This is a genomic window from Acinetobacter sp. ANC 4178, from assembly GCF_004331175.1.
Lineage (GTDB): Bacteria > Pseudomonadota > Gammaproteobacteria > Pseudomonadales > Moraxellaceae > Acinetobacter.
The window spans coordinates 1-25,853 of record NZ_SJOD01000009.1 but is presented as its reverse complement, the minus strand read 5'-3'; the positions used below and the strand labels follow the sequence as shown (position 1 = coordinate 25,853).

The 25,853-nt window shown below is 42.5% G+C and carries 25 protein-coding genes, 4 tRNA genes and 1 riboswitch; of the genes, 21 read left to right on the top strand and 8 right to left on the bottom strand.

What is annotated here, in order from left to right:
- Positions 1-34: 34 nt before the first annotated feature.
- The 6 genes from gluQRS to E0H87_RS15510 form a co-directional block, all read right to left on the bottom strand.
- Positions 35-955, bottom strand: coding sequence for a tRNA glutamyl-Q(34) synthetase GluQRS (gene gluQRS, locus E0H87_RS15535; RefSeq protein WP_165493983.1), 921 nt, complete (start codon positions 953-955; stop codon positions 35-37).
- Positions 956-957: 2 nt separating this feature from the next.
- Positions 958-1,485, bottom strand: a complete 528-nt coding sequence (gene dksA / locus E0H87_RS15530; RefSeq protein ID WP_131324427.1) for an RNA polymerase-binding protein DksA — start codon at positions 1,483-1,485, stop codon at positions 958-960.
- A gap of 211 nt (positions 1,486-1,696) precedes the next feature.
- Positions 1,697-2,506 (bottom strand): 3',5'-cyclic-AMP phosphodiesterase, encoded by an 810-nt coding sequence (gene cpdA / locus E0H87_RS15525; protein ID WP_131324426.1) that lies wholly within the window; start codon positions 2,504-2,506, stop codon positions 1,697-1,699.
- 10 nt (positions 2,507-2,516) lie between these two features.
- On the bottom strand, positions 2,517-3,137 hold the full coding sequence (locus tag E0H87_RS15520; protein WP_131324425.1) for an NUDIX domain-containing protein: 621 nt from the start codon (positions 3,135-3,137) through the stop codon (positions 2,517-2,519).
- A gap of 75 nt (positions 3,138-3,212) precedes the next feature.
- The gene (gene thiC / locus E0H87_RS15515) at positions 3,213-5,108 is read right to left on the bottom strand and encodes a phosphomethylpyrimidine synthase ThiC (protein WP_131324424.1); all 1,896 of its coding nucleotides are present in this window, start codon (positions 5,106-5,108) and stop codon (positions 3,213-3,215) included.
- A gap of 109 nt (positions 5,109-5,217) precedes the next feature.
- Positions 5,218-5,336: riboswitch (TPP riboswitch) on the bottom strand.
- Between the two features lie 117 nt (positions 5,337-5,453).
- The gene (locus E0H87_RS15510; protein WP_165493982.1) at positions 5,454-6,512 is read right to left on the bottom strand and encodes a hypothetical protein; all 1,059 of its coding nucleotides are present in this window, start codon (positions 6,510-6,512) and stop codon (positions 5,454-5,456) included.
- A 249-nt stretch (positions 6,513-6,761) separates the two neighbouring features.
- On the opposite strand from E0H87_RS15510, the gene E0H87_RS15505 reads away from it, so the two are divergent.
- Positions 6,762-8,084, top strand: a complete 1,323-nt coding sequence (locus E0H87_RS15505; RefSeq protein WP_131324423.1) for a TolC family outer membrane protein — start codon at positions 6,762-6,764, stop codon at positions 8,082-8,084.
- A 107-nt stretch (positions 8,085-8,191) separates the two neighbouring features.
- The gene (gene phoU, locus E0H87_RS15500) at positions 8,192-8,914 is read left to right on the top strand and encodes a phosphate signaling complex protein PhoU (RefSeq protein WP_131265332.1); all 723 of its coding nucleotides are present in this window, start codon (positions 8,192-8,194) and stop codon (positions 8,912-8,914) included.
- A gap of 450 nt (positions 8,915-9,364) precedes the next feature.
- On the opposite strand, the gene E0H87_RS15495 is transcribed toward phoU, so the two are convergent.
- Both E0H87_RS15495 and argH read right to left on the bottom strand, forming a co-directional pair.
- The gene (locus E0H87_RS15495; RefSeq protein WP_131324422.1) at positions 9,365-9,637 is read right to left on the bottom strand and encodes an oxidative damage protection protein; all 273 of its coding nucleotides are present in this window, start codon (positions 9,635-9,637) and stop codon (positions 9,365-9,367) included.
- An 11-nt stretch (positions 9,638-9,648) separates the two neighbouring features.
- A complete protein-coding gene (gene argH / locus E0H87_RS15490; protein WP_171458388.1) occupies positions 9,649-11,079 on the bottom strand; it encodes an argininosuccinate lyase in 1,431 nt (476 codons plus the stop codon).
- On the opposite strand from argH, the gene E0H87_RS15485 reads away from it, so the two are divergent.
- The 19 genes from E0H87_RS15485 to E0H87_RS15395 all read left to right on the top strand — a co-directional run.
- Positions 11,070-12,191 (top strand): sensor histidine kinase, encoded by a 1,122-nt coding sequence (locus E0H87_RS15485; RefSeq protein ID WP_131324421.1) that lies wholly within the window; start codon positions 11,070-11,072, stop codon positions 12,189-12,191. The two genes, argH and E0H87_RS15485, sit on opposite strands and share 10 nt — an antisense overlap.
- A gap of 56 nt (positions 12,192-12,247) precedes the next feature.
- Positions 12,248-12,985 carry a LytR/AlgR family response regulator transcription factor gene (locus E0H87_RS15480; RefSeq protein ID WP_131324420.1) on the top strand — a complete coding sequence of 246 codons (738 nt, stop codon included), beginning with the start codon at positions 12,248-12,250 and terminating at the stop codon, positions 12,983-12,985.
- Between the two features lie 104 nt (positions 12,986-13,089).
- Positions 13,090-14,007, top strand: coding sequence for a hydroxymethylbilane synthase (gene hemC / locus E0H87_RS15475; RefSeq protein WP_131324419.1), 918 nt, complete (start codon positions 13,090-13,092; stop codon positions 14,005-14,007).
- 3 nt (positions 14,008-14,010) lie between these two features.
- Positions 14,011-14,790, top strand: coding sequence for a uroporphyrinogen-III synthase (locus E0H87_RS15470; RefSeq protein ID WP_131324418.1), 780 nt, complete (start codon positions 14,011-14,013; stop codon positions 14,788-14,790).
- Positions 14,787-15,641, top strand: a complete 855-nt coding sequence (locus tag E0H87_RS15465) for a hypothetical protein (RefSeq protein ID WP_131324417.1) — start codon at positions 14,787-14,789, stop codon at positions 15,639-15,641. The genes E0H87_RS15470 and E0H87_RS15465 overlap by 4 nt, the downstream gene beginning before the upstream one ends.
- Positions 15,642-15,643: 2 nt before the next feature.
- Positions 15,644-16,837: a heme biosynthesis protein HemY gene (locus E0H87_RS15460; protein WP_131324416.1), complete on the top strand. Its 1,194-nt coding sequence runs from the start codon at positions 15,644-15,646 to the stop codon at positions 16,835-16,837.
- An 8-nt stretch (positions 16,838-16,845) separates the two neighbouring features.
- On the top strand, positions 16,846-17,274 hold the full coding sequence (locus tag E0H87_RS15455) for an acyl-CoA thioesterase (protein ID WP_131324415.1): 429 nt from the start codon (positions 16,846-16,848) through the stop codon (positions 17,272-17,274).
- Positions 17,275-17,427: 153 nt separating this feature from the next.
- Positions 17,428-17,754: an H-NS family nucleoid-associated regulatory protein gene (locus E0H87_RS15450; protein ID WP_116763490.1), complete on the top strand. Its 327-nt coding sequence runs from the start codon at positions 17,428-17,430 to the stop codon at positions 17,752-17,754.
- A gap of 166 nt (positions 17,755-17,920) precedes the next feature.
- Positions 17,921-18,664, top strand: coding sequence for a type II secretion system protein N (gene gspN / locus E0H87_RS15445; protein ID WP_131324414.1), 744 nt, complete (start codon positions 17,921-17,923; stop codon positions 18,662-18,664).
- Complete coding sequence (locus E0H87_RS15440) at positions 18,664-19,491, top strand: type II secretion system protein N (RefSeq protein WP_131324413.1); 828 nt, start codon at positions 18,664-18,666, stop codon at positions 19,489-19,491. The genes gspN and E0H87_RS15440 overlap by 1 nt, the downstream gene beginning before the upstream one ends.
- Positions 19,492-19,534: 43 nt before the next feature.
- The gene (gspD, locus tag E0H87_RS15435; protein ID WP_131324412.1) at positions 19,535-21,790 is read left to right on the top strand and encodes a type II secretion system secretin GspD; all 2,256 of its coding nucleotides are present in this window, start codon (positions 19,535-19,537) and stop codon (positions 21,788-21,790) included.
- A 71-nt stretch (positions 21,791-21,861) separates the two neighbouring features.
- Positions 21,862-22,545 (top strand): FHA domain-containing protein, encoded by a 684-nt coding sequence (locus tag E0H87_RS15430; RefSeq protein ID WP_131324411.1) that lies wholly within the window; start codon positions 21,862-21,864, stop codon positions 22,543-22,545.
- Positions 22,546-22,615: 70 nt separating this feature from the next.
- Entirely contained in the window at positions 22,616-23,287 is a 672-nt protein-coding gene (locus E0H87_RS15425; protein ID WP_131324410.1) for a phosphoglycolate phosphatase, read from the top strand.
- Between the two features lie 114 nt (positions 23,288-23,401).
- A complete protein-coding gene (gene trpE / locus E0H87_RS15420; RefSeq protein WP_131324409.1) occupies positions 23,402-24,895 on the top strand; it encodes an anthranilate synthase component I in 1,494 nt (497 codons plus the stop codon).
- Positions 24,896-24,994: 99 nt separating this feature from the next.
- A tRNA-Thr gene (locus E0H87_RS15415) sits at positions 24,995-25,070 on the top strand.
- Between the two features lie 54 nt (positions 25,071-25,124).
- Positions 25,125-25,208, top strand: a tRNA-Tyr gene (locus tag E0H87_RS15410).
- A gap of 36 nt (positions 25,209-25,244) precedes the next feature.
- Positions 25,245-25,320, top strand: a tRNA-Gly gene (locus E0H87_RS15405).
- Between the two features lie 12 nt (positions 25,321-25,332).
- A tRNA-Thr gene (locus E0H87_RS15400) sits at positions 25,333-25,407 on the top strand.
- Between the two features lie 147 nt (positions 25,408-25,554).
- Positions 25,555-25,853, top strand: a 299-nt coding sequence (locus E0H87_RS15395) for a GTP-binding protein (protein WP_081407079.1), incomplete at its 3' end; no start/stop codon positions are given.

The following is a 25,853-nucleotide window of genomic DNA, read 5'->3' as shown; positions in this document are numbered from 1 at the left end:
TAAGCAGATGAGAGGTTTTTTATTTTCTCTAGAATTAGAGGTAATGCCCTTGCAATTCGATGCAGTGAGGAATGAGTTCGGTATTCCACTGTGCCACGGCTTGTTGCAGCATGATTTCAGGTCGGTCTATATCTACTTTGGATTGATGCAAAGCGCACAGTGCCTGTTGTAATAATTCAGGTGCTTGCTTCGAGTCTAAGGCCTGTGCAAGGTTTTGCTTTGAGAGTTTTTGACCCTGATCATTCATGGCGAGTGGCAGATGCATATAGCTCAATGTCGGATAACCCAGCAGTTGTCCGAGCCAAATTTGCCGTTCGGTATTATCCAGTAAATCTGCACCGCGAACGACATGAGTGATCCCTTGCAAATAATCATCCACGACAACGGCGAGTTGATAATTGATAATGCCATCTCGACGTTTGAGGACGAAGTCCCCCAAATCATCTTTTAGATTAGAACAGTGTAGCCCTTGCAACCGATCTTGAAAGCAAATACGTTGATCTTCCACTTTAACGCGAATGGCTTGCTGTTCAAAGGGCAGCGCTAAATCACGGCAGGTCCCCGCATAGATGTGATTGGAACCGAGCATTTTTCGGGTACAGGCGCAGGCATAGACCTGACCCGCAGTGTGTAACTGCTCAATCACTGTTTCATAAAGGTCTAGGCGATCTTTCTGGAAAATAATCTCAGCATCAGGATAAAGCTGAAAGGCATCTAGGCATTCAAGAATATGTTGTTCACTGCCAGGATAAATACGAGGAATATCGGTATCTTCGATACGAACCAACCACTGTCCCTGTTGTGCCTTGGCATCGCAATAACTGGCAACGGCTGTGAGTAGTGAGCCAAAATGTAAAGGGCCGGTTGGCGATGGCGCAAACCGACCCACATAAGCCATCCTGTTGTCCCCCTCCTGTTGTAAGGGAGAGGTTAGGGGAGGATTATTGAATAACATACTTAACCGTTGTTTTGCTTCTCTTTGATTTCAGCCAAAGTTTTGCAATCGATACACAATGTCGCTGTTGGGCGTGCTTCTAAACGGCGTAAACCAATTTCGATACCACATGTTTCACAGAAACCGTAATCATCATTCTTGATCGCTTCAATCGATTGCTCAATTTTACGAATCAATTTGCGCTCACGGTCACGTGTTCTTAATTCAATTGCAAATTCTTCTTCTTGCGTTGCGCGGTCATTGACATCAGGCAATGCTGTATTTTCATCTTGCATGGTGTTGAGGGTACGATCCACTTCAGACATGAGCTCTTTTTTCCATGCCAATAAAATCAGGCGGAAGTGCTCAAGCTGTCCTTCAGACATGTATTCTTCATTCTTTTTTGGCTGATAAGGTTCAATACCAAATAAGCTTGCAGTAGAACCACCATCAGTTGCCTTCGGCTTTGCTTTACGTACGCGCTTGGTAGATTTGTCATCTACAACATCTGTATGTTCATCCAAGACTTGGGTTTGGTTGTCATTCGCCATATAGGGCATTCCTCATCATATACGTACATCTATACGCAAAAAATATGGTGATATGCAAGTGTTTTTATCTACCGCCCATGCAGAGATCGTTCCACAGGGGTCGTCATCATATAGACTTTTTTCAATTCTGGATAGTCTTTGATGTTTCGATTTAAGCTATCACCTTTTATTTAGCAGCCATAACATAATGGAAATAAAATGAAATGAAAAGTTAGTAGCCTGTAATTTCAATATTTATTTTTTTCTGTATGGGCTGCGTACGATGAACTTGAGTTGTAAACTCGCCATTGGCTTTTAATTGTACGATACGATAGCCAGGGGCTTCATCGTCAAGTGCAAAATCATCACTGCGCGGTTTAAATTGTACACAGGTAGACGGAGTAGATAAAAAGTGGATGCCATGCCATTGATTTTCCGAAGCTTGATGGACATGACCACATAATACCAATTTGACATTGGAGTGTTTAGCCAAGACATCGGTCAAGTGTTCGGTATTTTTCAGAATATGTTGATCAATCCAGCGGGACTGCATTTCAAAGGGATGATGATGGCAGGCAATTAAAATATATTGCTCGGCATGGAGGCTGAGAATGTGATCTAGTTGTTTGAGTTGTTCTGTATCAATCCAGCCATCAATTTTGCCTTTCACAGCACTATTGAGCAGTACTAAACACCAATTGCCCATGGGAATGGCATGGACTTTATTTTGCTGCTGATAAAAGGGGAAAAAATCGGCATTGTCGTGGTTGCCAGGCACTTGATAGTATTGGAACCCCGTGGTTTGCATAAAATCGAGGTAGCGTTGATAGGTTTCAGGCACGGGAACCTGCGCCAAATCACCTGTATGAATCAGCGCGTGCGCGTGTGGATATTCATGTTGAATTTGAGCCATCACGCGATGAAAACTTTGCTCAGGATTCATATGCACAAATTCTAAATCGTCCTGATTCATTAAATGTGTATCTGAAATTTGTATGATGGTCCAGCTTTGCTGCTGGTCATGCCGTTGTTTTAAAGTCATGTCCGTCCCCTTAGACATTCCTTGTAGTTTTAATATGTTGTTCTAACCATTGCAATGCCATAATGACAGGCGCATTTCTGAGCCGACCGTTGGTTAGGAGGTTCCGTATGTCGGCATAATCAATAATATGTAATTGAATATTCTCGCCTTCATCTGGAACGCCAAAAATTCCGCCTTGCTCGGGCAGTTCTGCTTCTGCGCTATAAAGATGAAAAAGCTCGGCACATGCTCCAGCAGAAGGGTAAAAGCTGAAGAGGTGCTGTAACTGTTGCAACTCACAGCCTGACTCTTCCAGACTTTCACGTCGTATGCAGCTTTCAGGCGATTCATCGCCGTCTAGTACACCTGCAATAATTTCAAGTTGCCATGGTGAATCTTGATCATCCATTGCACCAATACGAAATTGTTCAATTAAAGCGAATTTTTGTTGATGATCATTATAAATCAAAACGCCTGCCGCTTCAGGACGTTGAATCAATTCCCGATGAATAACAGAGGTGTATTGGCTTTGCTGAAATAAACGATGTTTGAGGCTGACTTTTTCAACCTGAATAAAGCCGCGAAATAAATATTCTCGAGAAAGAATGTCTACTTCGTCGCTGTTATACGTTGCTCGTTTAATAATAGTCATAAAGCTCGGTCAGGATGAAAATGACTATTTCATCCTAACGGAGTTTTTTCTGAACACCAATATTTTTTTAGCTAATTACACTTTGTGGTATAATTTTTGACCATGCTCATGGTAGGCATTTTTCATGGATTGCAGACCTGATTCTATTTCTGAATCAACTCCTTCTGCTGCTGACGCATTTTTTTGATTTTGCGCATAATCTCGCACATTCTGGGTGATTTTCATGGAGCAGAATTTTGGTCCACACATCGAGCAGAAGTGGGCAGATTTATGTGCTTCTTTGGGCATGGTTTCATCGTGCATGCTGCGCGCAGTGTCGGGGTCTAAAGCCAAGTTGAATTGATCTTCCCAGCGGAATTCAAAACGTGCTTTAGACAAAGCATTGTCACGCGCTTGGGCACCGGGGTGACCTTTGGCCAAGTCCGCAGCATGTGCCGCAATCTTATACGTGATAATACCGTCTTTAACATCTTTCTTATTTGGTAAGCCTAGATGTTCTTTCGGTGTGACATAGCACAACATGGCTGTGCCGTACCAACCAATCATGGCTGCACCAATTGCAGAAGTAATGTGATCATAACCCGGTGCAATATCGGTCGTAAGTGGTCCAAGCGTATAGAAAGGGGCTTCTTTACAGACTTCCAGTTGTAGATCCATATTTTCTTTGATCATATGCATCGGCACATGTCCCGGACCTTCAATCATCACCTGTACATCATGTTCCCATGCGCGATGCGTGAGTTCACCTAGGGTTTTCAGTTCACTAAACTGTGCTTCATCATTGGCATCTTGTACACAACCCGGACGTAAACCATCGCCTAAACTGAATGAAACGTCATAGGCTTTCATGATTTCGCAGATTTCATCAAAGTGTGTATACAAGAAATTTTCTTGATGATGAGCTAAACACCACTGCGCCATAATCGAACCACCACGCGACACAATGCCGGTTAAACGATTAGCAGTCATTGGTACATAACGCAGTAACACACCCGCATGAATGGTGAAATAGTCTACGCCTTGCTCAGCTTGTTCAATTAAGGTGTCTTTAAAGATTTCCCAAGTCAAATCTTCAGCAACACCATCGACTTTTTCTAGTGCTTGATAGATTGGAACAGTACCGATTGGAACAGGTGAATTACGAATAATCCATTCACGGGTTTCATGGATGTTTTTACCCGTCGATAAGTCCATGATGGTATCGGCACCCCAACGAGTGGCCCACGTCATTTTTGCCACTTCTTCATCAATACTAGAACCCAACGCGGAGTTACCAATATTGGCATTAATTTTAACCAAGAAATTTCGACCAATGATCATGGGTTCAATTTCAGGGTGGTTAATATTGGCAGGAATAATCGCGCGACCCGCCGCAATTTCTTGACGGACAAATTCAGGGGTAATTTCACGTAGATTTTGTGCCCCGAAATTTTGTCCTGCATGTTGACGCATATCTACGCCTTCACGTTGGCGCTGATTTTCCCGAATTGCAATATATTCCATTTCAGGCGTAATCATGCCTTGCTTGGCATAATGCATTTGCGTGACATTTTTGCCTGTTTTGGCACGACGTGGGTTTTGAATATGGGCAAAACGAATATCAGCTGTGCGAATGTCTTTCAGGCGTTCTTGCCCAAATTTTGAAGTCAGACTTGTAAGGGCTTCGGTATCGTCACGTTCTTCAATCCAAGTTTGACGCACCCAAGGCAAACCTTTGTTTAGATCAATTGAAACATTCGGGTCGGTATAGACGCCAGAGGTGTCATACACGCGTAAAGGCAGATTTTGTTCACCACCTAAACCTGTTGGGGTGTCGGTCAGGCTAATTTCACGGAAGGGTACCTGAATATCAGGGCGCGAGCCTTGAATATAGACTTTGTTTGAAGCAGGTAAAATTCGAGTTAAATCTTTTGCATCTTGCTCATGTTGAGCTGAAACTTCAGCAGGAGAAAGATTCGTTAATTGGTTCATAGCATGATCCTTATGAATGACATCAACGAATCAAGCACGACCAAAACTTGGCTGGTCTTCTGGTTTAAATTTTAGGAATCAATTCACCAGATAGACGGAGGGCGGCAGTTTTTAGGGAGCGCTTGATTCCTACGCAGGTGTTAACCTGATCAGGTTCAACGGTACTTGTGCTCATGTTTAGAACTACACAATCTCAGCGAGGGATTACTCGCGCTCCGTCAAGCTAGGGCAAATGTTAGCACGCAATCTGAGAAATGCCCATGCATATTTCATGACATTCGTCAGCAAGGAAAATGCTGATTATTTTTGTGGGCGGTATTAAAAAGAATGAAAAAATGGTGCAGATTATTTTGCTGACGGTAAACAAATGGCATCCCTGAAACAGTCTCGCGGTGAGTGGGTGTTTAGTTCGGGGAGTTCAAGAAATTGATCCAATTGTTTTAAGGTTTGTAAATTGCTTTGCCCAGATTGTTTTTGCTCCGGACTGAGTTGTACAGGAATTTGAGCATTGCGCTGTTGTTCCGATAATTCTAGAAATTGCAGGAAACGTTGTGCTTGCCATGCCAAATGGGAGTGCTTTAATTTCGCCAGTTTTTTAATCTCGAATAGACTGCTACTGTTAATGGCATTTTGATTGTTATAACTTTCTGAGACTGGAGAGTTATTCATACCTTTAAACAAGAAATGCGTGTACATCTGCAAAAGATACTCTGCATCATGACGATAGCTACTACGTGGATATTGCTGTAAATAGTTTTCCCAGAATAAGGCACGGATCACGATTTCTTGAGGGTCAATGGTGAGTGCACCATCAAGAAAAGGCATTTGTATGTTTTGCTGGGCCAGTTCAGTCATAAAAGCTTTTTCTGCTTCGGGCATATAAGGTGCAAATACAATCGCGAGATATTGCGGGCTACGACGGTAAGCGAGCATTCCTTCGCCTTGGTCGATCAGTTCAATATAGGCCTGTCCCTGATGCTTAATCAGATATTGGTCGCGCAAGGAGAATTGTTCAAAATGGCTTTGTTGAATGGTGGGATGTTGCGCCATATCAAATGCATATTGCTCAAAAGCCAATTGTTGTTGTGGGCTGCGTTCAACTTGCAAAAAGTTGTCGTACATGGTGCCCGAAAGTTCTAGTAATTTTTTCTGTTCAGCCAACTTTAATAGGGGAAGGCAGACTTTTAAATCTTGATTAATTTCTTCGAGGGCAAAGGTGGTCCGTTGATTATTAATTTCCAACATGTTCTTTTTCAGGTTTTTACACATTTCAGTTAAATCAACGGTAATTTCTTGTTGCTGCTGTTTAGGGGGTTGTTCTTGAGCAACTTGAGATTCTGGTTGCTGGCAACCAAAAAGCAAGATGCCGCACAACAAGGCAAAACAGGGTTTTAATGAAAGCATAAACTTGAATTTCACAGCCGTTAGAATGTAAATCTAAAAGATAAGCAGGGGGAGAAAGTCTTATTTTAAGCCGAAATATTGCTTTAGGTTTGTACTATTGTGAGGGAGTTTGGTTACTGAACTTGAGCTGTTTATCGTGCAATTATATTGAAAATCCGTGCAAAATTGCATTGATCACGTTAATTTAGCAGAGTTTGTAGGGCTTTTGGCTCAACATGCAATATGAAAAGGTTTGAATCAGGGATAAGAATGAAGAAACTGTGGTTGCTCGGTTTGTCTTTAAGCCTCTACACGGCCGAAGCACATGCTTTGGATTTGCTGCAAGCATATGCAAGGGCGCAACAGACCGATCCAAATTGGCAAGCAAATAAGCTGCAATACGAAGCAGATCAGCTCAATTTAGGCATTGCCAAAGGGAACTTATTACCGACCATCACGGTTTCAGCCAGTAGCACTCGAAAATCACAGCAGAATTCAGATACATCGCAATCTTCCTTATTCATTCCTTCTGCAACCACCACCCATCAGGTTGCAGTCACAGCTCGGCAACCGCTGTTTCGTTGGGATGCTTGGGAGGGTTTTAAACAGGTTGAGACTTCGGTCAACTTAAGTGAAGTGACCTTAAAATTACAGCAACAACAACATATTTTAACGGTGGCAGAAAGTTATTTTGATGTGTTACGCCAGCAAAGTTTAACCCAAGCCTATTTACAGGAAGAACAAGCCCTGTTGCAGCAATTGAATATGATGAATGCCAAATTGCGTGAAGGTTTGGTGGCTAAAAGTGATGTGAGTGAGGCACATGCACAGTATCAGAATGCTCGTGCCAACCGTATTTCGACACAAGTACAATTGCTGTTGGCTCAAGAACAGCTACAGCAACTGATTGGCCCGTATCGAGACAAGCTTGCAGTCATTCGGGATGATTTTGTTTATCAAAAGCCTCAACCCGCTCAATTAACTGCGTGGGAAGATTTGGCCCGTAGCCATAATTTAGAAATACAGCAAGCACGCTTACAACAACGCTATGCGGAAGATCAAAAGCGGGTGGAAAAAGCAGCACGCTATCCGCAGCTCGAAGCGGTCGGGACCTATGGCTATAATCAGCAGCAGCCTTCAAGTGTGCTGTCAAATGGTGGTCAATTTGACCAGATTGGCATTGAAATGAACTGGAATGCCTTTACGGGTGGGCGAACTCAGCGCTCTATTCAAAAAGCAGCGGTAAATGTGCGTAAATCTGAAGCGCAATTAGATGCGGTTATTCGTAAAACGCAAACCGAAGTGAAGAAAGCGTATTATCAGGTTGAAACTGACCAAGCCAAACTCGAAGCACGTCAGGCTGCTATGCAATCTTCCCAAGTGGTGTCAGAGGCTTCTCAAGCACAATATCAGGAAGGTCTAAAAACCATGGTCGATGTGCTGTTGGCACAACGCAATGCATTTTCCACCAAGCAAGACTATGTAAATGCTAAATATGATTATGTGCTGAATGTGTTGCGTTTAAAAGCAGCCGTCGGGCAATTGAATGAACAAGAATTACAGCAGATGAATGTCTGGTTGGTCGAAAAATAATGAGCAACACGCAGCTTATTTTTGGTTGTCATCAAATGTTCATAATAGGTATGCTTTAATATTGAGCGAAAGCGTTTGTCTTTAACTGCTGTTGTGGAGTGTGCATTTTGAGTCCAAGTAACCCCGTTTTAACCCATCATATTTCTTCGCAATTTAATGAAGATTTGCAGGCTGTAAATACCAAGTTTATGACCATGGGTGGCTTGGTTGAACAGCAAGTGGCGAATGCAATCCACGCGTTACTGGATACGGATGCGAACTTAGCAATAGATGTGCAATATCAAGATAATACAGTGAATCGTTATGAACGTGAAATTGATGAAGCGCTCACTTTAATTTTAGCGCGTCGTCATCCTGCGGCCATTGATTTACGTATGGTGATTGCCATGAGTAAAGCCAATACTGATTTAGAGCGTATTGGAGATGAAGCGGCTAAAATCGCTCGCATTGCACAAAGTCTTTGTGAAGAAGGCGGTTCCCCACGTGGCTATATGGAAACCCGTCATATCGGGAATCAAGTCCGTGTCATGATTCATGATGCCTTGGATGCCTTTGCACGTTTAGATGTGGATCAAGCGTTACGAGTTATGTTGGCGGATGCAGATATTGACCGTGAATACCAGTCGGCAACGCGTACCTTAATGACTTATATGATTGAAGATCCGCGTCATATTTCTCGTGTGATTAACGTGATGTGGGTGTTGCGTTCTTTAGAGCGTATTGGTGATCATGCTCGCAATATTTCTGAGCAAGTGATTTATATGGTCAAAGGCTTAGATGTTCGACACACCAGTGTGGCTGAAATTGAAGAAAAAGTTCAAGAGCGTTAAGATTTACTTCATATTGAAATAATTCAATCCATTTATTGCGAATCGCTCAAGGCTTATGTTGAACAGACATAAGCCTTTTTTATTGGCAATAAGTCTTATAGAAAGGGTTGTAAAAATACGCGTACAGAAGAGCAAGTTAAAAAAAATCCCAGATTTTGGGGGAAATCTGGGAATAAAATAAATAGGGGGATATTATTTTAATATTCAGAGATGTCTCCATCTCCTTAATTGTCATTATAGTGAGATGCTGCACATGACTCATGTAGGATATTGTGTGCAAATGTAGCCTTATTTATGGATATGTAGCTTTTTATATCTCTAACCTTGAAATTGAATGTACCACCCCAATGCTTGTTGTAAACCAGATTTAGTTGAATAAAATTCAAAAACATACATAAAAAAAGACCAGTCTGTTTGGCTGGTCTTTTCATTTTTAGCATTCAAAAAAACTTAAGCTTCTGGTTTCCAACCTTCGGCAGTTTCAATGCTGTTGTCATTGCTAAAGAACTTCTCACGTTGCTCTTCTAAAAACTTTTTGGCTTCAGGTTCAAACACATTTAAACGCTTTTCATTGATTAGCGTAGTTTGATGCTTTAACCATTCTTGCCAAGCTTGTTTGGAAATATTGTTAAAGAACTCTTCACCTTTAGCACCTGGGAATGGAGCAAAGTCTAAGCCTTCCATCTCTTTTTGATATTTACGGCAGAATACTTGTCGAGACATGGTGAACCCCCTTAAGCGTAAAGTTTTTCTAAACGAACATAGGCGCGAGCAATCGCGGCTTCGACTTGCGCAGGTGCAGTACCGCCAATGTGGTTACGTGCATTCACTGATGCTTCTAAAGTAAGTGCTTTTTCAAATACATCGGCTTGAATCAAGTCAGAGAACTGTTGAAGTTGCTCAAGTGTTAGTTCAGATAAATCTTTTCCTTCTTGAACCCCAAGTGCAACAGCTTTACCAACAATTTCGTGTGCATCACGGAATGCTACGCCATTCTTCACAAGATAATCTGCTAAGTCAGTCGCAGTTGAGAAACCACGTAGTGCTGCTTCGCGCATAATTTCAATGTTTGGAACCAAGGCAGGAATCATGTCGGCAAATGCCATGAGCGAACCACGTACGGTATCAATCGCATCAAATAAAGGCTCTTTATCTTCTTGATTGTCTTTGTTGTACGCCAAGGGTTGACCTTTCATGAGGGTTAGTAAACTCATTAAGTCACCATAAACACGACCTGTTTTACCACGAACCAATTCAGGCACGTCTGGGTTTTTCTTCTGCGGCATAATAGAAGAGCCTGTGCAGAAACGGTCTGGAATATTCACAAACTTAAACTGCGCAGATGTCCATAGAATGAGTTCTTCAGACATACGAGAGAGGTGCATCATAATCAGTGATGCTGCGGCGTTGAATTCAATGCCGAAATCACGATCTGATACTGCATCGAGCGAGTTTTCAGAAACAGCTTCAAAACCAAGAAGCTCAGCCGTATAAGCACGGTCGATTGGGTAGGTGGTCCCTGCAAGTGCAGCCGAACCCAACGGCATACGATTCACACGTTTACGACAGTCAATTAAACGTTCAGAGTCACGCACCAGCATTTCAAACCATGCCAGTAAGTGATGACCAAAGGTTACAGGTTGAGCTGTTTGTAGGTGAGTAAAGCCCGGCATAATGGTGTCAGTATTTTTAACGGCTAAAGACAGAATGCCTTTTTGCAGTTTTGCCAAGAGTTCTAAAATCGCATCAATTTCATCACGCACATACAGACGAATGTCGGTTGCGACTTGGTCATTACGGCTACGACCCGTATGTAATTTTTTACCTGCAATGCCAATACGTTGAGTCAGACGCGACTCAATGTTCATATGCACATCTTCTAAGTCGATCCGCCATTCGAAATTACCCGCTTCAATTTCAGCTTGAATGGTGCGGAGACCTTCGGTAATGGCATCACGTTCAGATTCAGTCAGTACCCCAACTTTTGCTAACATAGTTGCATGGGCAATTGAACCTGCAATATCTTGTTTATAAAAGCGTTGGTCAAATTGCACAGATGCGGTAAATTCTGCAACAAAAGCGTCAGTCGCTTCAGTAAAACGACCGCCCCACATGCCAGAAGTCTGGGCTTGTGACGGATTAGAGGAATTAGAAGATGTGGTCATGTCGGCTCAGTAAAATAAAAAATCGGCAAATTAAACAGAGTATAGCAAATTCAAAAGCAGTTGCCGAAGTCCCAGCATCCTATTCTTATTTTTTTAGTACGGCGGGACGGTGGCAAAATTTAGTCGAGCTGTGTATTGCAGGCAATATTTTAGCAATTTTATTGGCTTTGGCAGAAGCACATTCATGGCAAGCCCTAAGTGGAACGCAAGTGCTGTTGTTTATGTTGTATATCAATTGGGTCTTGCTGTGCTTTACGGCCATTGTTGAGCGCCTGCAACCTCGCTTAGAACATTGGAGATTAACTTCAATGCTGCTGTTGGGGTTTGTAATTTTACAAAGCACCATTTTTTGTACCAGCTTGATTCTCAATATTTTTATTTTTTTTGGGCAAAACTTTAGCTTTAAAGGTTTGGATCTTTCGTCTGCATTACAGGGCGTGGTCTTGCATTTAAGTTATGGGGGGTTACTGGGGGCGTTTTGTTTTCGATATCTGTATATCCGAGAACAATGGATGCGGCAGCAACACAGTGAATTGAATGCACGGATTCAGGCGATGCAAGCCCGAATTCATCCGCATTTTTTATTCAATAGTTTAAATAGTGCCATTAGTTTAATTGTTGTTGATCCTGATAAGGCTGAACAAATGCTATTAGATTTATCGCGTTTATTTCGTGCCAGTTTTCAAGAATTAAAGTTGGTGAAGTTGCCAGATGAGATTGAATTGTGCCAACGTTATTTGGCGATTGAGCAGATTCGCCTAGGAAAGCGGTTACAGGTTGAGTGGAAATTTGTGCATCCTGAATTATTTTCACAGGTCCAAATTCCGTTGCTCACTTTGCAACCTTTGCTAGAAAATAGTATTTTTCATGGGGTTGAGAAAACATTATCCGCCAGTATAGTGAGTGTATTGGTCGAAATTACACAACATCAAGTCAATATCGTCATTACAAACCCGTACACACAGGATAAAATAAATTTACGACAAGGACACGGTATTGCCATTGATAATGTAAAACAGCGTCTCATGGCGTATTATGGGCGCGCAGTCATCTTCCGAACTTTTGCAGGGGATGGAATGTATACCACTGTGGTGCAATACCCGTATAAATAAAACAGTGGCGGTTAACTTATAAAAATAATCCACGTTAACTGAACGAAGGAGGAAGAATGGACATCCTGATTTGTGATGATGAGCCTCTTGCAGTAGAGCGTTTATCCAGATTGGTCACGCAAATGGGGCATCAGGTTATTGCAACAGCGGCTTATGGTCAGCAAGCAATTGAAATGGTGCAATTTTATCAACCCGATGTGGTGCTTTTAGATATACAAATGCCAGAAATGGATGGTTTAACCTGTGCGCAATATTTGCGTCAGTTAGAGCCTTCGCCTGCTATTGTATTTTGTACGGCGTACGACCAACATGCCTTGGATGCGTTTAAATCACATGCCGAGGGCTACTTGCTAAAACCGATTATGCAACAGGAATTGCAACAGGTTTTAGATCAACTGACCAAACTCACGCAAGCGCAAATGAGTAACTTAAAACAAAAAGAAGATATGGATAATCAAGCACAACGCCATCAAATCGCGGCGAAAACTTATCGGGGGGTAGAACTGGTCCCCGTAGAAAATATTTATTATTTTTTAGCAGATCAAAAATATGTCACGGTACGTCATAAAAATGGCAGTGTACTGATTGATGAGACGCTAAAGGATCTAGAGCTGGAATTTGGTGAACAGTTTATTCGTATTCATCGTAATGCTTTGGTTTCGGTGCATTATCTTGAAGGTCTAGAAGTGATTAACTCTGGGCAATATCAAGTGCGTTGCCGTGAACTGGATGAGCGTTTATCGGTGAGTCGACGACATTTACCGAATTTACGCGAGCGAATTCATAAACTTTGAAGTCAAATGGATGATTTCATACAGTGCAGTGTAATTCTACTTGCATTTTAAAGTCAGCCAGTTAAGTTTAGAATAACTGACCTTATTCAATGTATCTAAAATTTATGAAAACCTTGAAGATTGCAACACGCCAAAGTCCCCTTGCTTTATGGCAGGCAGAATTTATTCGTTCCTGTTTGGAAGAACGCAATGCTGATTTGAAGGTGGAATTGGTGACGTTTGTCACTCAAGGCGATAAAATTTTAGATACGCCGTTAGCGAAAATTGGCGGTAAAGGTTTATTTGTCAAAGAGCTGGAAGCTGCACTGTTGGATGGTCGAGCGGATTTGGCGGTACATTCTATGAAGGATGTGCCTATGGCGCTTCCCGAAGGTTTAAGCTTGGCGGTGATTTGTGAACGTGAAGATCCATTTGATGCTTTTGTTTCAAACCACTATGCACATTTTAACGATTTGCCACAGGGGGCGAAGGTCGGCACATCAAGCTTGCGCCGTAAATGCCAAATTCTGAAGCAGCGCCCAGATCTTGAAATTATTGATTTACGCGGTAATGTCGGAACTCGTCTGTCGAAATTAGATGCAGGTTTATACGATGCCATCATTTTAGCCAGTGCAGGACTTAAGCGTTTAGGGCTTTCAGATCGCATTCGTCATACCTTGCCAGCCAGTGTTAGTTTGCCAGCAGTTGGACAAGGCGCATTGGGCTTGGAATGTCGTGAAAAGGATCAACAGGTTTTAGATTTAATCCAACCGTTGTTGCATATAGAAACTTCGGCTTGTGTTCGTGCTGAACGTGCCTTTAATGCTTATTTAGAAGGTGGTTGTCAGGTGCCGATTGCGGGTTATGCCACTTTACATGCAGACCAGTTGCATATTGAAGGGCGTGTCGGCAGTGTCGATGGTGCAACTTTATTGGTTGCTGAATTACGTGGACCAGTGGCGCAAGCGGAGCAGTTGGGTGAAACTTTAGCTCAGCGGTTACTCGAGTTAGGCGCAGGAGAGCTGCTTCAAGCTTTGCACTAAATTATGTTATTTATTAATACCCGCCCGAATACTCGTGCGACCGAACTCAGCTTAAGCCTTCAACAAGCAGGTATTCAAGTCTTGGAGCTTCCGTTGTTGGTGTTGGAGCCGTGTGCATGGTCATCTGAGTTGCAGGACTTATATCAGCAGTTGCCGAGGGCGACCTGTATTGTGGTGGTCAGTCCTTCGGCGGTTGAATTTGGAATGCAGGGCTTAAAGCAAAGTGGTGTGTCACTACAAGCTTTGAGTAATGTGCAGTGGATTGCGGTGGGTGAAAAAACAGCACAAGCATTGGCTCAATATGGCATATCTAGCTATGTGCCTCAGGTTGAAACATCTGAGGGGATGTTGCAGATTCCATTGTTGCAAGACCTGACTTCATCTGCTTGTGTGGCTTTTTGGCGAGGACAAGGCGGACGCCAATTTATGATGGAGACTTTGCAACAGCAGGGAATCTCTGTTTTAAATTTTATTTTGTATCAACGGCATTGCCCAGCACAGACCATTCAAAGTTTTGATCAAGTTGTCGCACAGTTGCAACAACATCAGCATTATAGTGTGCTGATTAGCAGTGAAGCCAGTTGGTTGAACTGGTTAGCGTTGATGCAAGCCCATACAGCGCTGCTGGCACGAGGGCATTTTATGGTGTTAGGTGAGCGACTTTATCAATTGCTGTTAAATACACAGCGACAACAGCATTTACTCTTTCATCTCTATCAATTATCTGATTTAAATACAGCAACAATATTGCAATGCCTTCGAGCGATGCCGAGAAATGCATGAAAAAGTTTTTAATTGTTTTAATTTTGGTCTGTGTGGCATGGATTGCCAAATTAAGCTATGACATTTTTCAGTTGAATCAAACGCAAGCGGTAATGCAGAGTACCTTACAGCAGCTTGAAACCAATAGTGCCACTCTGAATGATCAAATTGTTGCTTTGCAGCGTCAAACCCCAAAATCATCTGAGCCAGTTACATCTGGTTCAGCCGCTACAACTGGAACATCCGCACAGGCACCTACTGCAACGTTGCAAGTCGACCCCATGGTTTTGATTCGCCAGCAACTGGACTTGGTTGATTTTGCTTTGCAGCAACAACAATACCATTTTGCTATGGAAAAGCTGGCACAACTCAATGTCAACATTGAGCAATATGCTTTGGCGCCGAGTTTGAAGCAAAGCTTGCATCAGGTGATGGCGAAAGACCAACAACTGATACAGCAAACCGTTCAAGCGCGTACTGAGCAGCAACAACAAATTCAGCAACTGTTGCAACAGATGGATGTGGTATTAACACAAGAAATTAAACAGGCTCAAATGAAACCCGTGAGTGGGGAAGATCGTCATTTTTGGCAGCGTTGGTTTGAATTACAACCAGCCAAGCAACCAGCCACACAACTGATGCAACGTGCGATCATTATGAAAGAAGTACAGTTGCGCCTCTTGGTTGCGCGTGAGGCATTAAGTCAGGGACAGTACTTAGAATATCAAAAAGACCTCAACGAAATTATTCAGATTTTATCGACTTTGCCCGATGCACAAGCACAAAAACTGCGTAAGCAAGTCGAGAAAATTAAAGGGTTTAGTATTATTCCGATGCCAGTTTTAAATACACGTGCATTGCTAGGATCTTAATAATGAAGCAGATTCTATTGGCTTATGCTTTTATATGCCTGATTGTGATCGCCGTGATTAGTGTGTTGAGTTACGGTTTTGGTGCAGGCTATGTTTATGTGTATTGGCGTGATTGGCAGTTACAGAGCAATGTCTGGTTCATGTTTGTGCTCTTGGCTGTGCTGGGCTTTATCTTTCAGTTGGTTTGGCTGCTACTGAAACGCTATTTTACGCGTGCACAAAGACAGCAAACAGAAATCTATGATTTCAAAACCTTACATCCTTATGAGCAGTTGGCTGTTATTTGGTTGTTAGACGCAGGTCGGGAACAACAGCAATTTATTCAAAATGCATTTACTCAATCTGGTTTATTACGCGGTGTGATTGATTCAAGGCTGTATATAATGCAGCAGGAATATCCACAAGCATTTTCAGTTTTAAATCAAAGTCATGCTATGGCATTTGAATTGGCAGAGATTCAACGCATTCAGGTTTATCTGGCGCAGCAGGATGGCGAGCAGGCGCTGACACATCTTGAATTTTTAACCCAGCATGAACTCTCTCCTTGGTTGGAGGATGTACAAGCGGCGTATGAGCAACGCTTAACCGAGCTGTGGGGTGTTTTTGCAGTGCAGTTTCCGTGGCTGTATTTGCGTTCTATGCAATATGGCCATTTAGATGAAGCCACCAAACAGGCATGGCTAGAGCAGCTGTTACAACAGTTTGATCGTGCCAGTGCTGAAAACTTACAAGATTTGCAACAACGTTATTTAGATTTATCGACTGAAATCGAAACCCGTAGCTATCACATTAAAATGTTGTGGCTAAAATTATTGTCGCGTTTACCTGATTTAAGTCAGCAGCATGAAAACTTGGCCTTACATTTGCTAGATCAACAGTTTAATGCCGAGGTATTTTATTTGTGGTTCCAGCAACAGTTGCTGAAACAGGTGCCAAATTATAGCGATGTAGAACAGCATATTCAGGATTGGGAGTTGAAATATCCCTCTTTACCCGTTTTAACCTTTGCCAAATGGCATGTCTACGAAGCGACTGACCGGTTAAATAAAGCAGATGCATTATTAACCTTATATCCTGATAATGTGCTCATGAATTATTTAAGGATTAAATCGACGCTGAAAAATCGAGAAGATTTGATTCAGCAGTTAAATTTGATCTTTGAAAATAATGCGAATTTTATGAAAATCAAGATTTAAGGGAATATATGTCATTATTCAATGAATATCCAATCGTGTATGAGCAAAATGTTGCATGGGGGGATATGGATGCTTTTGGGCATGTAAATAATGTGATGTATTATCGATATATTGAAAGTGCCCGTATTCAATATTTTGATGCATTAAATATATTTGAGCAAAGTGTATTGACGGTTGTTGCATCAAATCAGTGCAAATATTTGCGACCTGTATTTTATCCAGATCAATTAAAAGTTGCTGTGCGCGTTGATGAATTGCGGAATAGTGCAATGCGTATGAGTTATCTATTATTCAGTACTGCGCAAAATGAAGTGGTCGCGATGGCAGAGGCAGTCATTGTTTGTGTTGATAAAGATAATATGCAAAAAACCGCAATCCCTGATGATATTCGTGAGAAGATTCTCAAAATTGAACAGGCTGTTGGCCACTTAATTTAATTTTTGATCATTATTTTAATATTTTATTATTAAAACCTATATTAACTGTTCGAATCTTGTAGCGAATTTAAATATAAGTGTTGAATAATCGAATTAATAAAAATATGATAATCCCGTGTGTAGAGAAATTAAATCGTATTTAATGGAGTTAATATGATGCCAGACATTAGTAATTTATCTGTAGAAGAGTTAAAGCGTTTACAAGTAGAAGCGGAAGCCTTAATCGTTTCTAAAAAAGATCAAGCAATTGAAGATGCATATACTCAGATTATGGATATTGCTGATAAAGTGGGTTTGAGTATTGAGCAAATCTTAGAGTTTGGCGCAACTAAACGTAAGAAAAGTACTCGTAAATCTGTAGAGCCACGTTATCGCAATAAATCAGATGCATCAGAAACTTGGACAGGTCGTGGTAAACAACCTCGCTGGCTAGTGGCTGAATTGGAAAAGGGCGCAAAACTTGAGGATTTCCTCATCTAGTCTTCATTAGATTGTCATGCAATCTGATTAAACTATTTAAACCAAGCAAAACTGCTTGGTTTTTTTTATAGTGATGAATTGGCGATGTGAAAAAAGTGTGCATAATGGGTGGCAAAGATAAAATACATATCCAGGGAAGAAAAATAGCGATGTTGGTTGTGTTGGGATGACAAAAAAAAATAAGCACCTTGCATGGTGGATTTTTGCGTTAAGTACATTTTTATTTTTTGTAGTGCTGCAAATTCCGGCAGCATGGCTTATTTCTAAATTTTATAAAAATAACCAAGTTTTACAGAATGTGAGTGGAAATATTTGGCAGGGGCAGGCGGATTGGCATCAAGGTGCTTTAAACGGCTCCTTGAGTTGGAAAGTACGCCCTTTAGATTTATTGCTGCTTCGTTTAGGTGCTCAGGTGGATATTCATAGCGGACGTACCCAGTTACAAGGTACCGTTGGCTATGGTTTTGGGCAGCGTTGGACCGTAAATGCATTATCAGGTGAAATTGCCCCAGAAACATTAAAGCGGGTTGCCGATTGGCAATGGCCGAGCAATCCAATTCAAGTTCAAGATCTACAGCTAAAATATCAAAAAGATCAAGGTTTTCAACAAGCAGAAGGTACTGTGCAGTGGGTTGGCGGTGAGCTGACGTATAGTTTTGCACAGCGTCAAGAGCAAATGAATATTCCTTCCTTAAAAGGGAGTTTAAGTGATCGAGATCAAGTGTTGATGATTGATGTGCGAGATCAACGTGACCAAAAAATGATAAATCTGCTCTTGGATAAAAATTTGATGCTTGATGTGCAGATTACGCAACGTATGTTGATGAATGTACCCTCGTATCAAGGTAAAGCGGGTTTAGATACCTATGTGGTCAGTTCTCGTCAGCCCCTGTTGAAAGGGGGGATGTAATGAGATCGGTCAAAGATAAGTTACAGCATTTGAATGGCACACAATTCAATCGGTTTGCACCGTGGCTCTTGGCCGCATTATTGGCATATTTAAGTTGGAAATTGGCCAGTATCTTTTGGTTATGGGTTGCTCCGCCAATGCCGATGCAATTAGAACGTGTAGAGTTGGGTTCACAGCAACCTCAAGTTCCCAATATTTCGGCATTTTCTTTATTTCAGGAAAATAATGTTTCGAGTGGTGTAGCGCTTGCCAATTTTGTTTTACAAGGGGTAGTGGTGTCCTATCCAAGTCAATACTCGTCAGCGGTCATTAAAGTCAACGAAGTAGCAGATCGTTATCGAGTTGGGGAAACGTTGGCAGGCACAGCCTATCAGTTGGCTGAAGTGTATTGGGATCATGTGGTATTAAGGGACTCGGCAGGACAAAGTCAAGAAGTTGCATTTAATCGAATTGCGAATGGTTTAAATCAACCGATTGTTCCACCTGCGGCTGCGGCATCGCTGCCCACAGCAAATTCACCACAATCGACCCAAAATGCTTTGGGGCAAGCCGTGCAACAAATGCAACAAAATCGTGACCAATTTTTGGCAGATATGGGGGTGGGTGCAGCCACAGGTGATGGCTATGAAGTCACCAGTAAAACACCTTCAGCTTTACGCAATACCCTTGGATTACAACCTGGAGACCGAATTTTGTCCTTAAATGGTCAAAGTGTGGGACAGGGGCAGAATGATGCGCAATTACTTGAACAAGCGAAACAAGCAGGGCAAGTCAAACTAGAAATAAAACGTGGTGATCAGGTGATGACCATACAACAAAATTTTTAAATGATGAAAAATCACCCGTAGGGGTTAGGAAACACAGAAGTATATGGCTTTATTTCATAATAACCGTCCAGTTTGGGCTTTGCTCGCAAGTGCACCTCTTATTGCTGCCGTCAGTAGCAGTGCCTATGCGCAAACATGGAAAATCAACTTACGTGATGCGGACTTAACGGCGTTTATTAATGAAGTGGCCGATATTACAGGGAAAAATTTTGCGGTTGATCCTCGCGTACGCGGCAATGTGACGGTCATTTCCAATAAGCCACTCAATAAAAGTGAAGTTTACGATTTATTTTTGGGTGTACTGAATGTGAATGGTGTGGTGGCTATTCCATCAGGGAACACCATAAAAATTGTTCCAGACAGCAATGTGAAAAGTTCGGGGATTCCCTACGATGCTAAAAATCGCGCTACAGGTGATCAAATTGTTACACGCGTGATTTGGCTGGAAAATACCAATGCCAATGATTTAATTCCTGCCTTACGTCCATTAATGCCACAGTTTGCAAATCTGTCGGCAGTACCCGGGGCTAATGCGCTGATTGTGTCAGATCGTGCCAGTAATATTTATCAACTGGAAACCATCATTCGTAATTTAGATGGCACCGATCAACATGATATAGAAGCGATTACGTTGCAATCCAGCCAAGCTGAGGAGATGATTGGCTTATTAGATTCCATGACGGCAACAGGTGCAGCCAAAGATTTAAAAGGTGCACGAGTGCGCGTGATTGCGGACAATCGTACCAATCGTATTTTAATTAAAGGTGATACGGCAACACGCAAACGTTTACGTCAATTGATTGAAATGTTGGATGTGCCAGCGGCAGACCGATTAGGTGGCTTGAAGGTCTTTCGTTTAAAGTATGCCAGTGCCAAAAATTTGGCCGAAATTTTACAAGGACTGGTCACAGGGCAGGCAGTTTCAGGGTCTGATGGTCGTGCGAACAGTACATCCAATGCCAACAATAATATGATGGGTAGTGCCAACACGACGACAAACAATGGTTCATCCTCAAGTATCTCGACACCAGCAATTAATTTGGGGGGCAGTTCTGCTGGGAATAATCAGAACAACATCACCAGTTTTAATGCCAACGGGATCAGTATTATTGCTGACGGTTCGCAAAATGCATTAGTGGTCAAAGCAGATCCGCAATTGATGCGAGAAATTGAGTCTGCGATTCAACAACTTGATGTTCGTCGCCAACAAGTCTTAATCGAAGCTGCCATTATTGAAGTAGAAGGCTCCGATGCCGATCAATTGGGTGTGCAATGGGCTTTGGGTGACCTGAGTAGTGGTGTCGGCTTAATCAGTTTTGATAACGTGGGTTCAAGTCTGGCCAGTCTGGCTGCGGGCTATTTAAGTGGTGGTGCTTCGGGGTTGGGGCAAGCATTGACTGGTGCGGGCAGTTCATTGGTGTTAGGTGACTATAAAGAGGGCAGCAATGGGTCGCGTCAACTTTATGGCGCACTGATTCAGGCACTCAAAGAAAATACCAAATCAAATCTACTTTCAACCCCTTCGATTGTCACGATGGACAATGAAGAAGCTTACATTGTGGTGGGTGAGAACGTGCCTTTTGTGACAGGATCAGTGAGTACCAACAATGGCTCAGTAAATCCCTACACCACCATCGAACGCAAAGATGTTGGTGTGACACTCAAAGTGATTCCGCACATTGGGGAAGATGGCACGGTACGTTTGGAAGTTGAACAAGAAGTTTCTGGGGTGAAAAATAGCAAAGGTCAGGCTTCGGATTTGGTCACCAGCAAACGGGCCATTAAAACGTCAATTTTGGCAGAACATGGTCAGACGGTAGTTTTGGGTGGCTTAATTTCAGATAACTCGGTTTATAGTCGTCAATCTGTTCCGGGTCTGGGTGCGATTCCTGGAGTGGGGCGCTTATTTAGATCGGACTCAAAATCGAATCAGAAACGCAATTTATTGGTCTTTATTCACCCAACCATTGTGGGTGGAGGTGATGATGTTCGTCGTCTATCTCAACAACGTTATAGTCAGCTTTATAGCTTGCAGTTAGCGCTTGATAAAGATGGGGGCTTTGCCAAGCTGCCTGAACAGGTGGATGATGTCTATATGCAGCGCTTACCTGTGAAACCGGGTGCACCACGCACCAGCCCTTATCAGGCAGTTCCATCGGGTGCACAGACATCCAACGCGACGACTGTAACGACACCTGTGGCAATTGAGCCGCCAATCACCAGTACACCTTTACCAAAATCGGAAGTCGAAAAAACCAAAAATACGGTAACGACTATCCGGGTGCGCCCAGCGTCGTAATGCCAAGGGATCCAAATTGAAATCTATAACTTGCATGGTATGATGAAGCAAAATCATAAAGAGATAATGTGATGACTTGGAAGATACAGGCAATTACAGGCGAATTTACGGGGCAAGAGATCAATATCGACCGCGATATGTTGGTTGGGCGCCATCAAGATGCAGATGTATTGTTACAATCGGCAGAGGTGTCACGTAAACACGCAGCACTGTTGTTAAAAGAGCAGGCGTTATGGGTGCAGGATTTAAATTCATCGAATGGCACGTTTGTGAATGACCTAAAAATTGAAGATGAAAGTCAGTTGCAAGATGGAGATATTGTTCAGTTTGCAAGCTTTAAATTTTCAGTCTTTGCACCAACATCAGTCGTTGAAGTGGTCGAGCAAGAAACAGTACAAGAAGCGGTAGATATGTCACAACCTGCTGAAGCTGTTGCACCATCTGAAACTGAAGCTGAGAAATCAGCAGCGCAACACATGAATGAACAGGGTATGCCGAGCCTGACTGAACGTGATAGCAATGTGCAGTTAAGTCGTGATGGTATGCCGCAGAATGTGACTGTGCCAAAACCTGCGCCAATTCCAGCAGGTGTAGATATATCTCAAGTGACACCAGAGCCTGCGCCTGTTCCAGTTGAACAGCCAGTTTCACGTGTAGAAGAAGAACGCACAGAACAGAAGAATGCTTCACTGGGTTTAATCACGATTATTGTTTTGGTGATTTTGGCCATCCTCGCTTGGGTAATGTTTAAATAATCTGGGAATTGCCTACAATAAGGGTATGCTGCGGCATGCCTTTTTTATATCTGAATCATTCGAGCTGCTTATGAATATTGCCCAATTAGATCGCCGTGAACTCATTTTATTTGATTTGGATGGAACCTTGGTCGATTCAGCGACTGATTTATATCGTGCGATGAATATGAGTCTTAACGTACTACAGCTTCCTTTGGTGACTGAGCAGCAAGTTCGTGTTTGGGTGGGGAAAGGCACATCTATCTTTTGTTACAGTACCTTGCAATATCTCACGGGTGAGGTTGATCCTGCACAGCATAAACAGCTGCTCGATACCTTTTTAAAAATTTACAATGCAGAACCTTGCGTCGAAACACGTCCATTTCATGGCATTCTGGAGTTTTTAGAATGGGGTTTGCAACAGAACAAGAAAATGGTGTGTGTCACCAATAAACCTGAACTGCCTGCGCGTATGATCGTTGAGGCTTTGGGGATGTCTAAATACTTTGTTGATGTGATTGGTGGAGATCGTTTCGAAGAACGGAAGCCGCATCCACGTCAATTGTTACACTGCGTTGAAGCCTATCAACTTGAAAAATCTCAAACCTTAATGGTTGGTGATTCGAGTAATGATGTCGAAGCTGCACGGCGTGCGGGTATTGATTGTATTGTCGTAAGCTATGGTTATAATCATGGTGAAGATATACAGAATTGCCAGCCACAGCAAGTGGTGGATGATTTAAGAGAATTAATCAAAACGTAATTTGTAGATAAGGAATAATGACACATGAGTCGTTGTAAAGCTTTTCGATGGCGTCGCTCAGTCTGATGTAACGAAAAATTGAATGGACCCCAATCGGAATTTAGAGAGAACCTCATGACGACTCAAGTGCAATACGAGCAATTAAAAGCCCAAGGCTACAACCTGATTCCTGTTTACCGCCAACGTTTGGCAGACACAGAAACCCCATTATCTGTTTTTGCGCGCCTGAAAGATCATCAACAAGCCTATTTATTTGAATCGGTTGAGGGTGGAGAAAACTGGGCACGCTATTCTATTATTGGCTTAGGTGAATCTACCGTGTTTTCCTGCAATGCAGGCAAGCTCACCATTCAACATGCGGATGGCACGCATGAACAACAAGACTGTGCTGATCCCTTCGAATATATTCGTGCTTTTCAAGCACAGTTTAAAGTGCCTACACAAGCTGATTTACCAAATTTGCCAAGCTTTACGGGTGGATTGGTCGGTTATTTTGGTTATGATGCGGTGCGTTACATTGAGCCCCGTTTAAACAATGTACCTGAGGCGGATCCAGTCGGCTTACCTGATATCTGGATGATGCTGTCTAAAACGGTTATTGTATTTGATAACTTAAAAGACACACTATTTTTGATTGTACATGCTGATGTGAGTGATCCAGAGGCGTATTTTAAAGCACAAACACAGTTGGATGCCTTAGAGCAGTTGCTTGCGACCCCTGTGAGCCTACAAGCGAAAAAGCACAGCGCACCACATTTTGAGTCGTTAACGGGCAAACAAAAATTCCTAGAGTCGATTGAGACAGTCAAGGAATACATCCGTGCAGGGGATGTGATGCAGGTGGTCCCTGGACATCGTATGGTCTCGGATTTTGATGGAGAAGCTTTACAGGTTTATCGTGCGTTGCGTCATCTCAATCCATCGCCTTATTTATTCTTGGTACAAGGGCAGACCCTGACAGACCAAAAGCCATTTCATATTGTGGGTTCTTCACCTGAAATCTTATCTCGTTTAGAAAATGGGATTGCCACGGTGCGTCCTTTGGCAGGCACACGTCCACGCGGTAAAACCAAAGAAGAAGACTTAGCCTTAGAAAAAGATCTACTTTCCGATGAAAAAGAAATTGCCGAGCATTTAATGTTGATTGATCTAGGGCGTAATGATGTTGGTCGTGTCTCAAAAATTGGTAAAGTACAAGTCACTGATCAAATGGTGATCGAACGTTATTCGCATGTGATGCACATTGTCTCTAATGTACAGGGTGAAGTTCGTGATGATGTGGATGCTTTGGATGTTTTTAAAGCCACTTTTCCTGCGGGAACCTTGTCTGGGGCGCCAAAAATTCGTGCCATGGAAATTATTGACGAAGTTGAGCCTGTAAAACGTGGTGTATTTGGTGGTGCTGTTGGTTATTTAGGCTGGCATGGCGAAATGGACATGTCGATTGCGATTCGAACCTGTGTTATTCGTGAAAATAAGGTCTTTGTTCAGGCTGGAGCGGGACTGGTTGTGGACTCAAATCCTGAATCTGAATGGAATGAAACCCAAATAAAAGCTCGCGCAGTGATCAAAGCGGTTGAATTATCATCAAATGGATTGATTTTGTGAGTTTTTCACGTTTTTTTTGAAAAAAACACTTGCAAGGATTCTAAGTTTTGCTAAACTGCACACCGTTCCGATACGAAACGTACGAAACACTAAGAAAGAGCCGGCATAGCTCAGTTGGTAGAGCAACTGACTTGTAATCAGTAGGTCCACAGTTCGAATCCGTGTGCCGGCACCATCTTAAAAGTGTGCAGTAGTTAAGTGAAGAACAACACTGAAATAAGTGTGAAATGGTGAGGTTCCCGAGCGGTCAAAGGGGGCGGACTGTAACTCCGCTACGAAAGTTTCGAAGGTTCGAATCCTTCCCTCACCACCATTAACTTCGATTGAAGTGGTTAATTACCAACATTAAGCGGGAGTAGCTCAGTTGGTAGAGCGGTAGCCTTCCAAGCTACATGTCGCGAGTTCGACCCTCGTCTCCCGCTCCATCGAAGATGATTGCTCTTATAGCTCAGTGGTAGAGCACTCCCTTGGTAAGGGAGAGGTCTCGAGTTCAAATCTCGATAAGAGCTCCAGATACAGTTTAGTAGATATTCTACAAAGATTTTAAAAAGCAGGCTTATTAGTCTGCTTTTCAAGTATTGGGTGTCTGCTTTTTTAGGCGATATGTCGATGCTGAGCATTTCTCAGAATTGTGTTCGACGTAAACGAGGAATATAAACATGGCTAAGGCTAAGTTTGAACGTAATAAGCCACACGTAAACGTGGGCACAATCGGTCACGTTGACCATGGTAAAACTACTTTAACTGCTGCGATTGCAACTATTTGTGCAAAAACTTACGGCGGTGAAGCGAAAGATTACTCACAAATCGACTCTGCTCCTGAAGAAAAAGCACGTGGTATTACAATTAATACTTCACACGTAGAATACGATTCTCCAATCCGTCACTACGCGCACGTAGACTGCCCGGGCCACGCCGATTATGTTAAAAACATGATTACTGGTGCTGCTCAGATGGA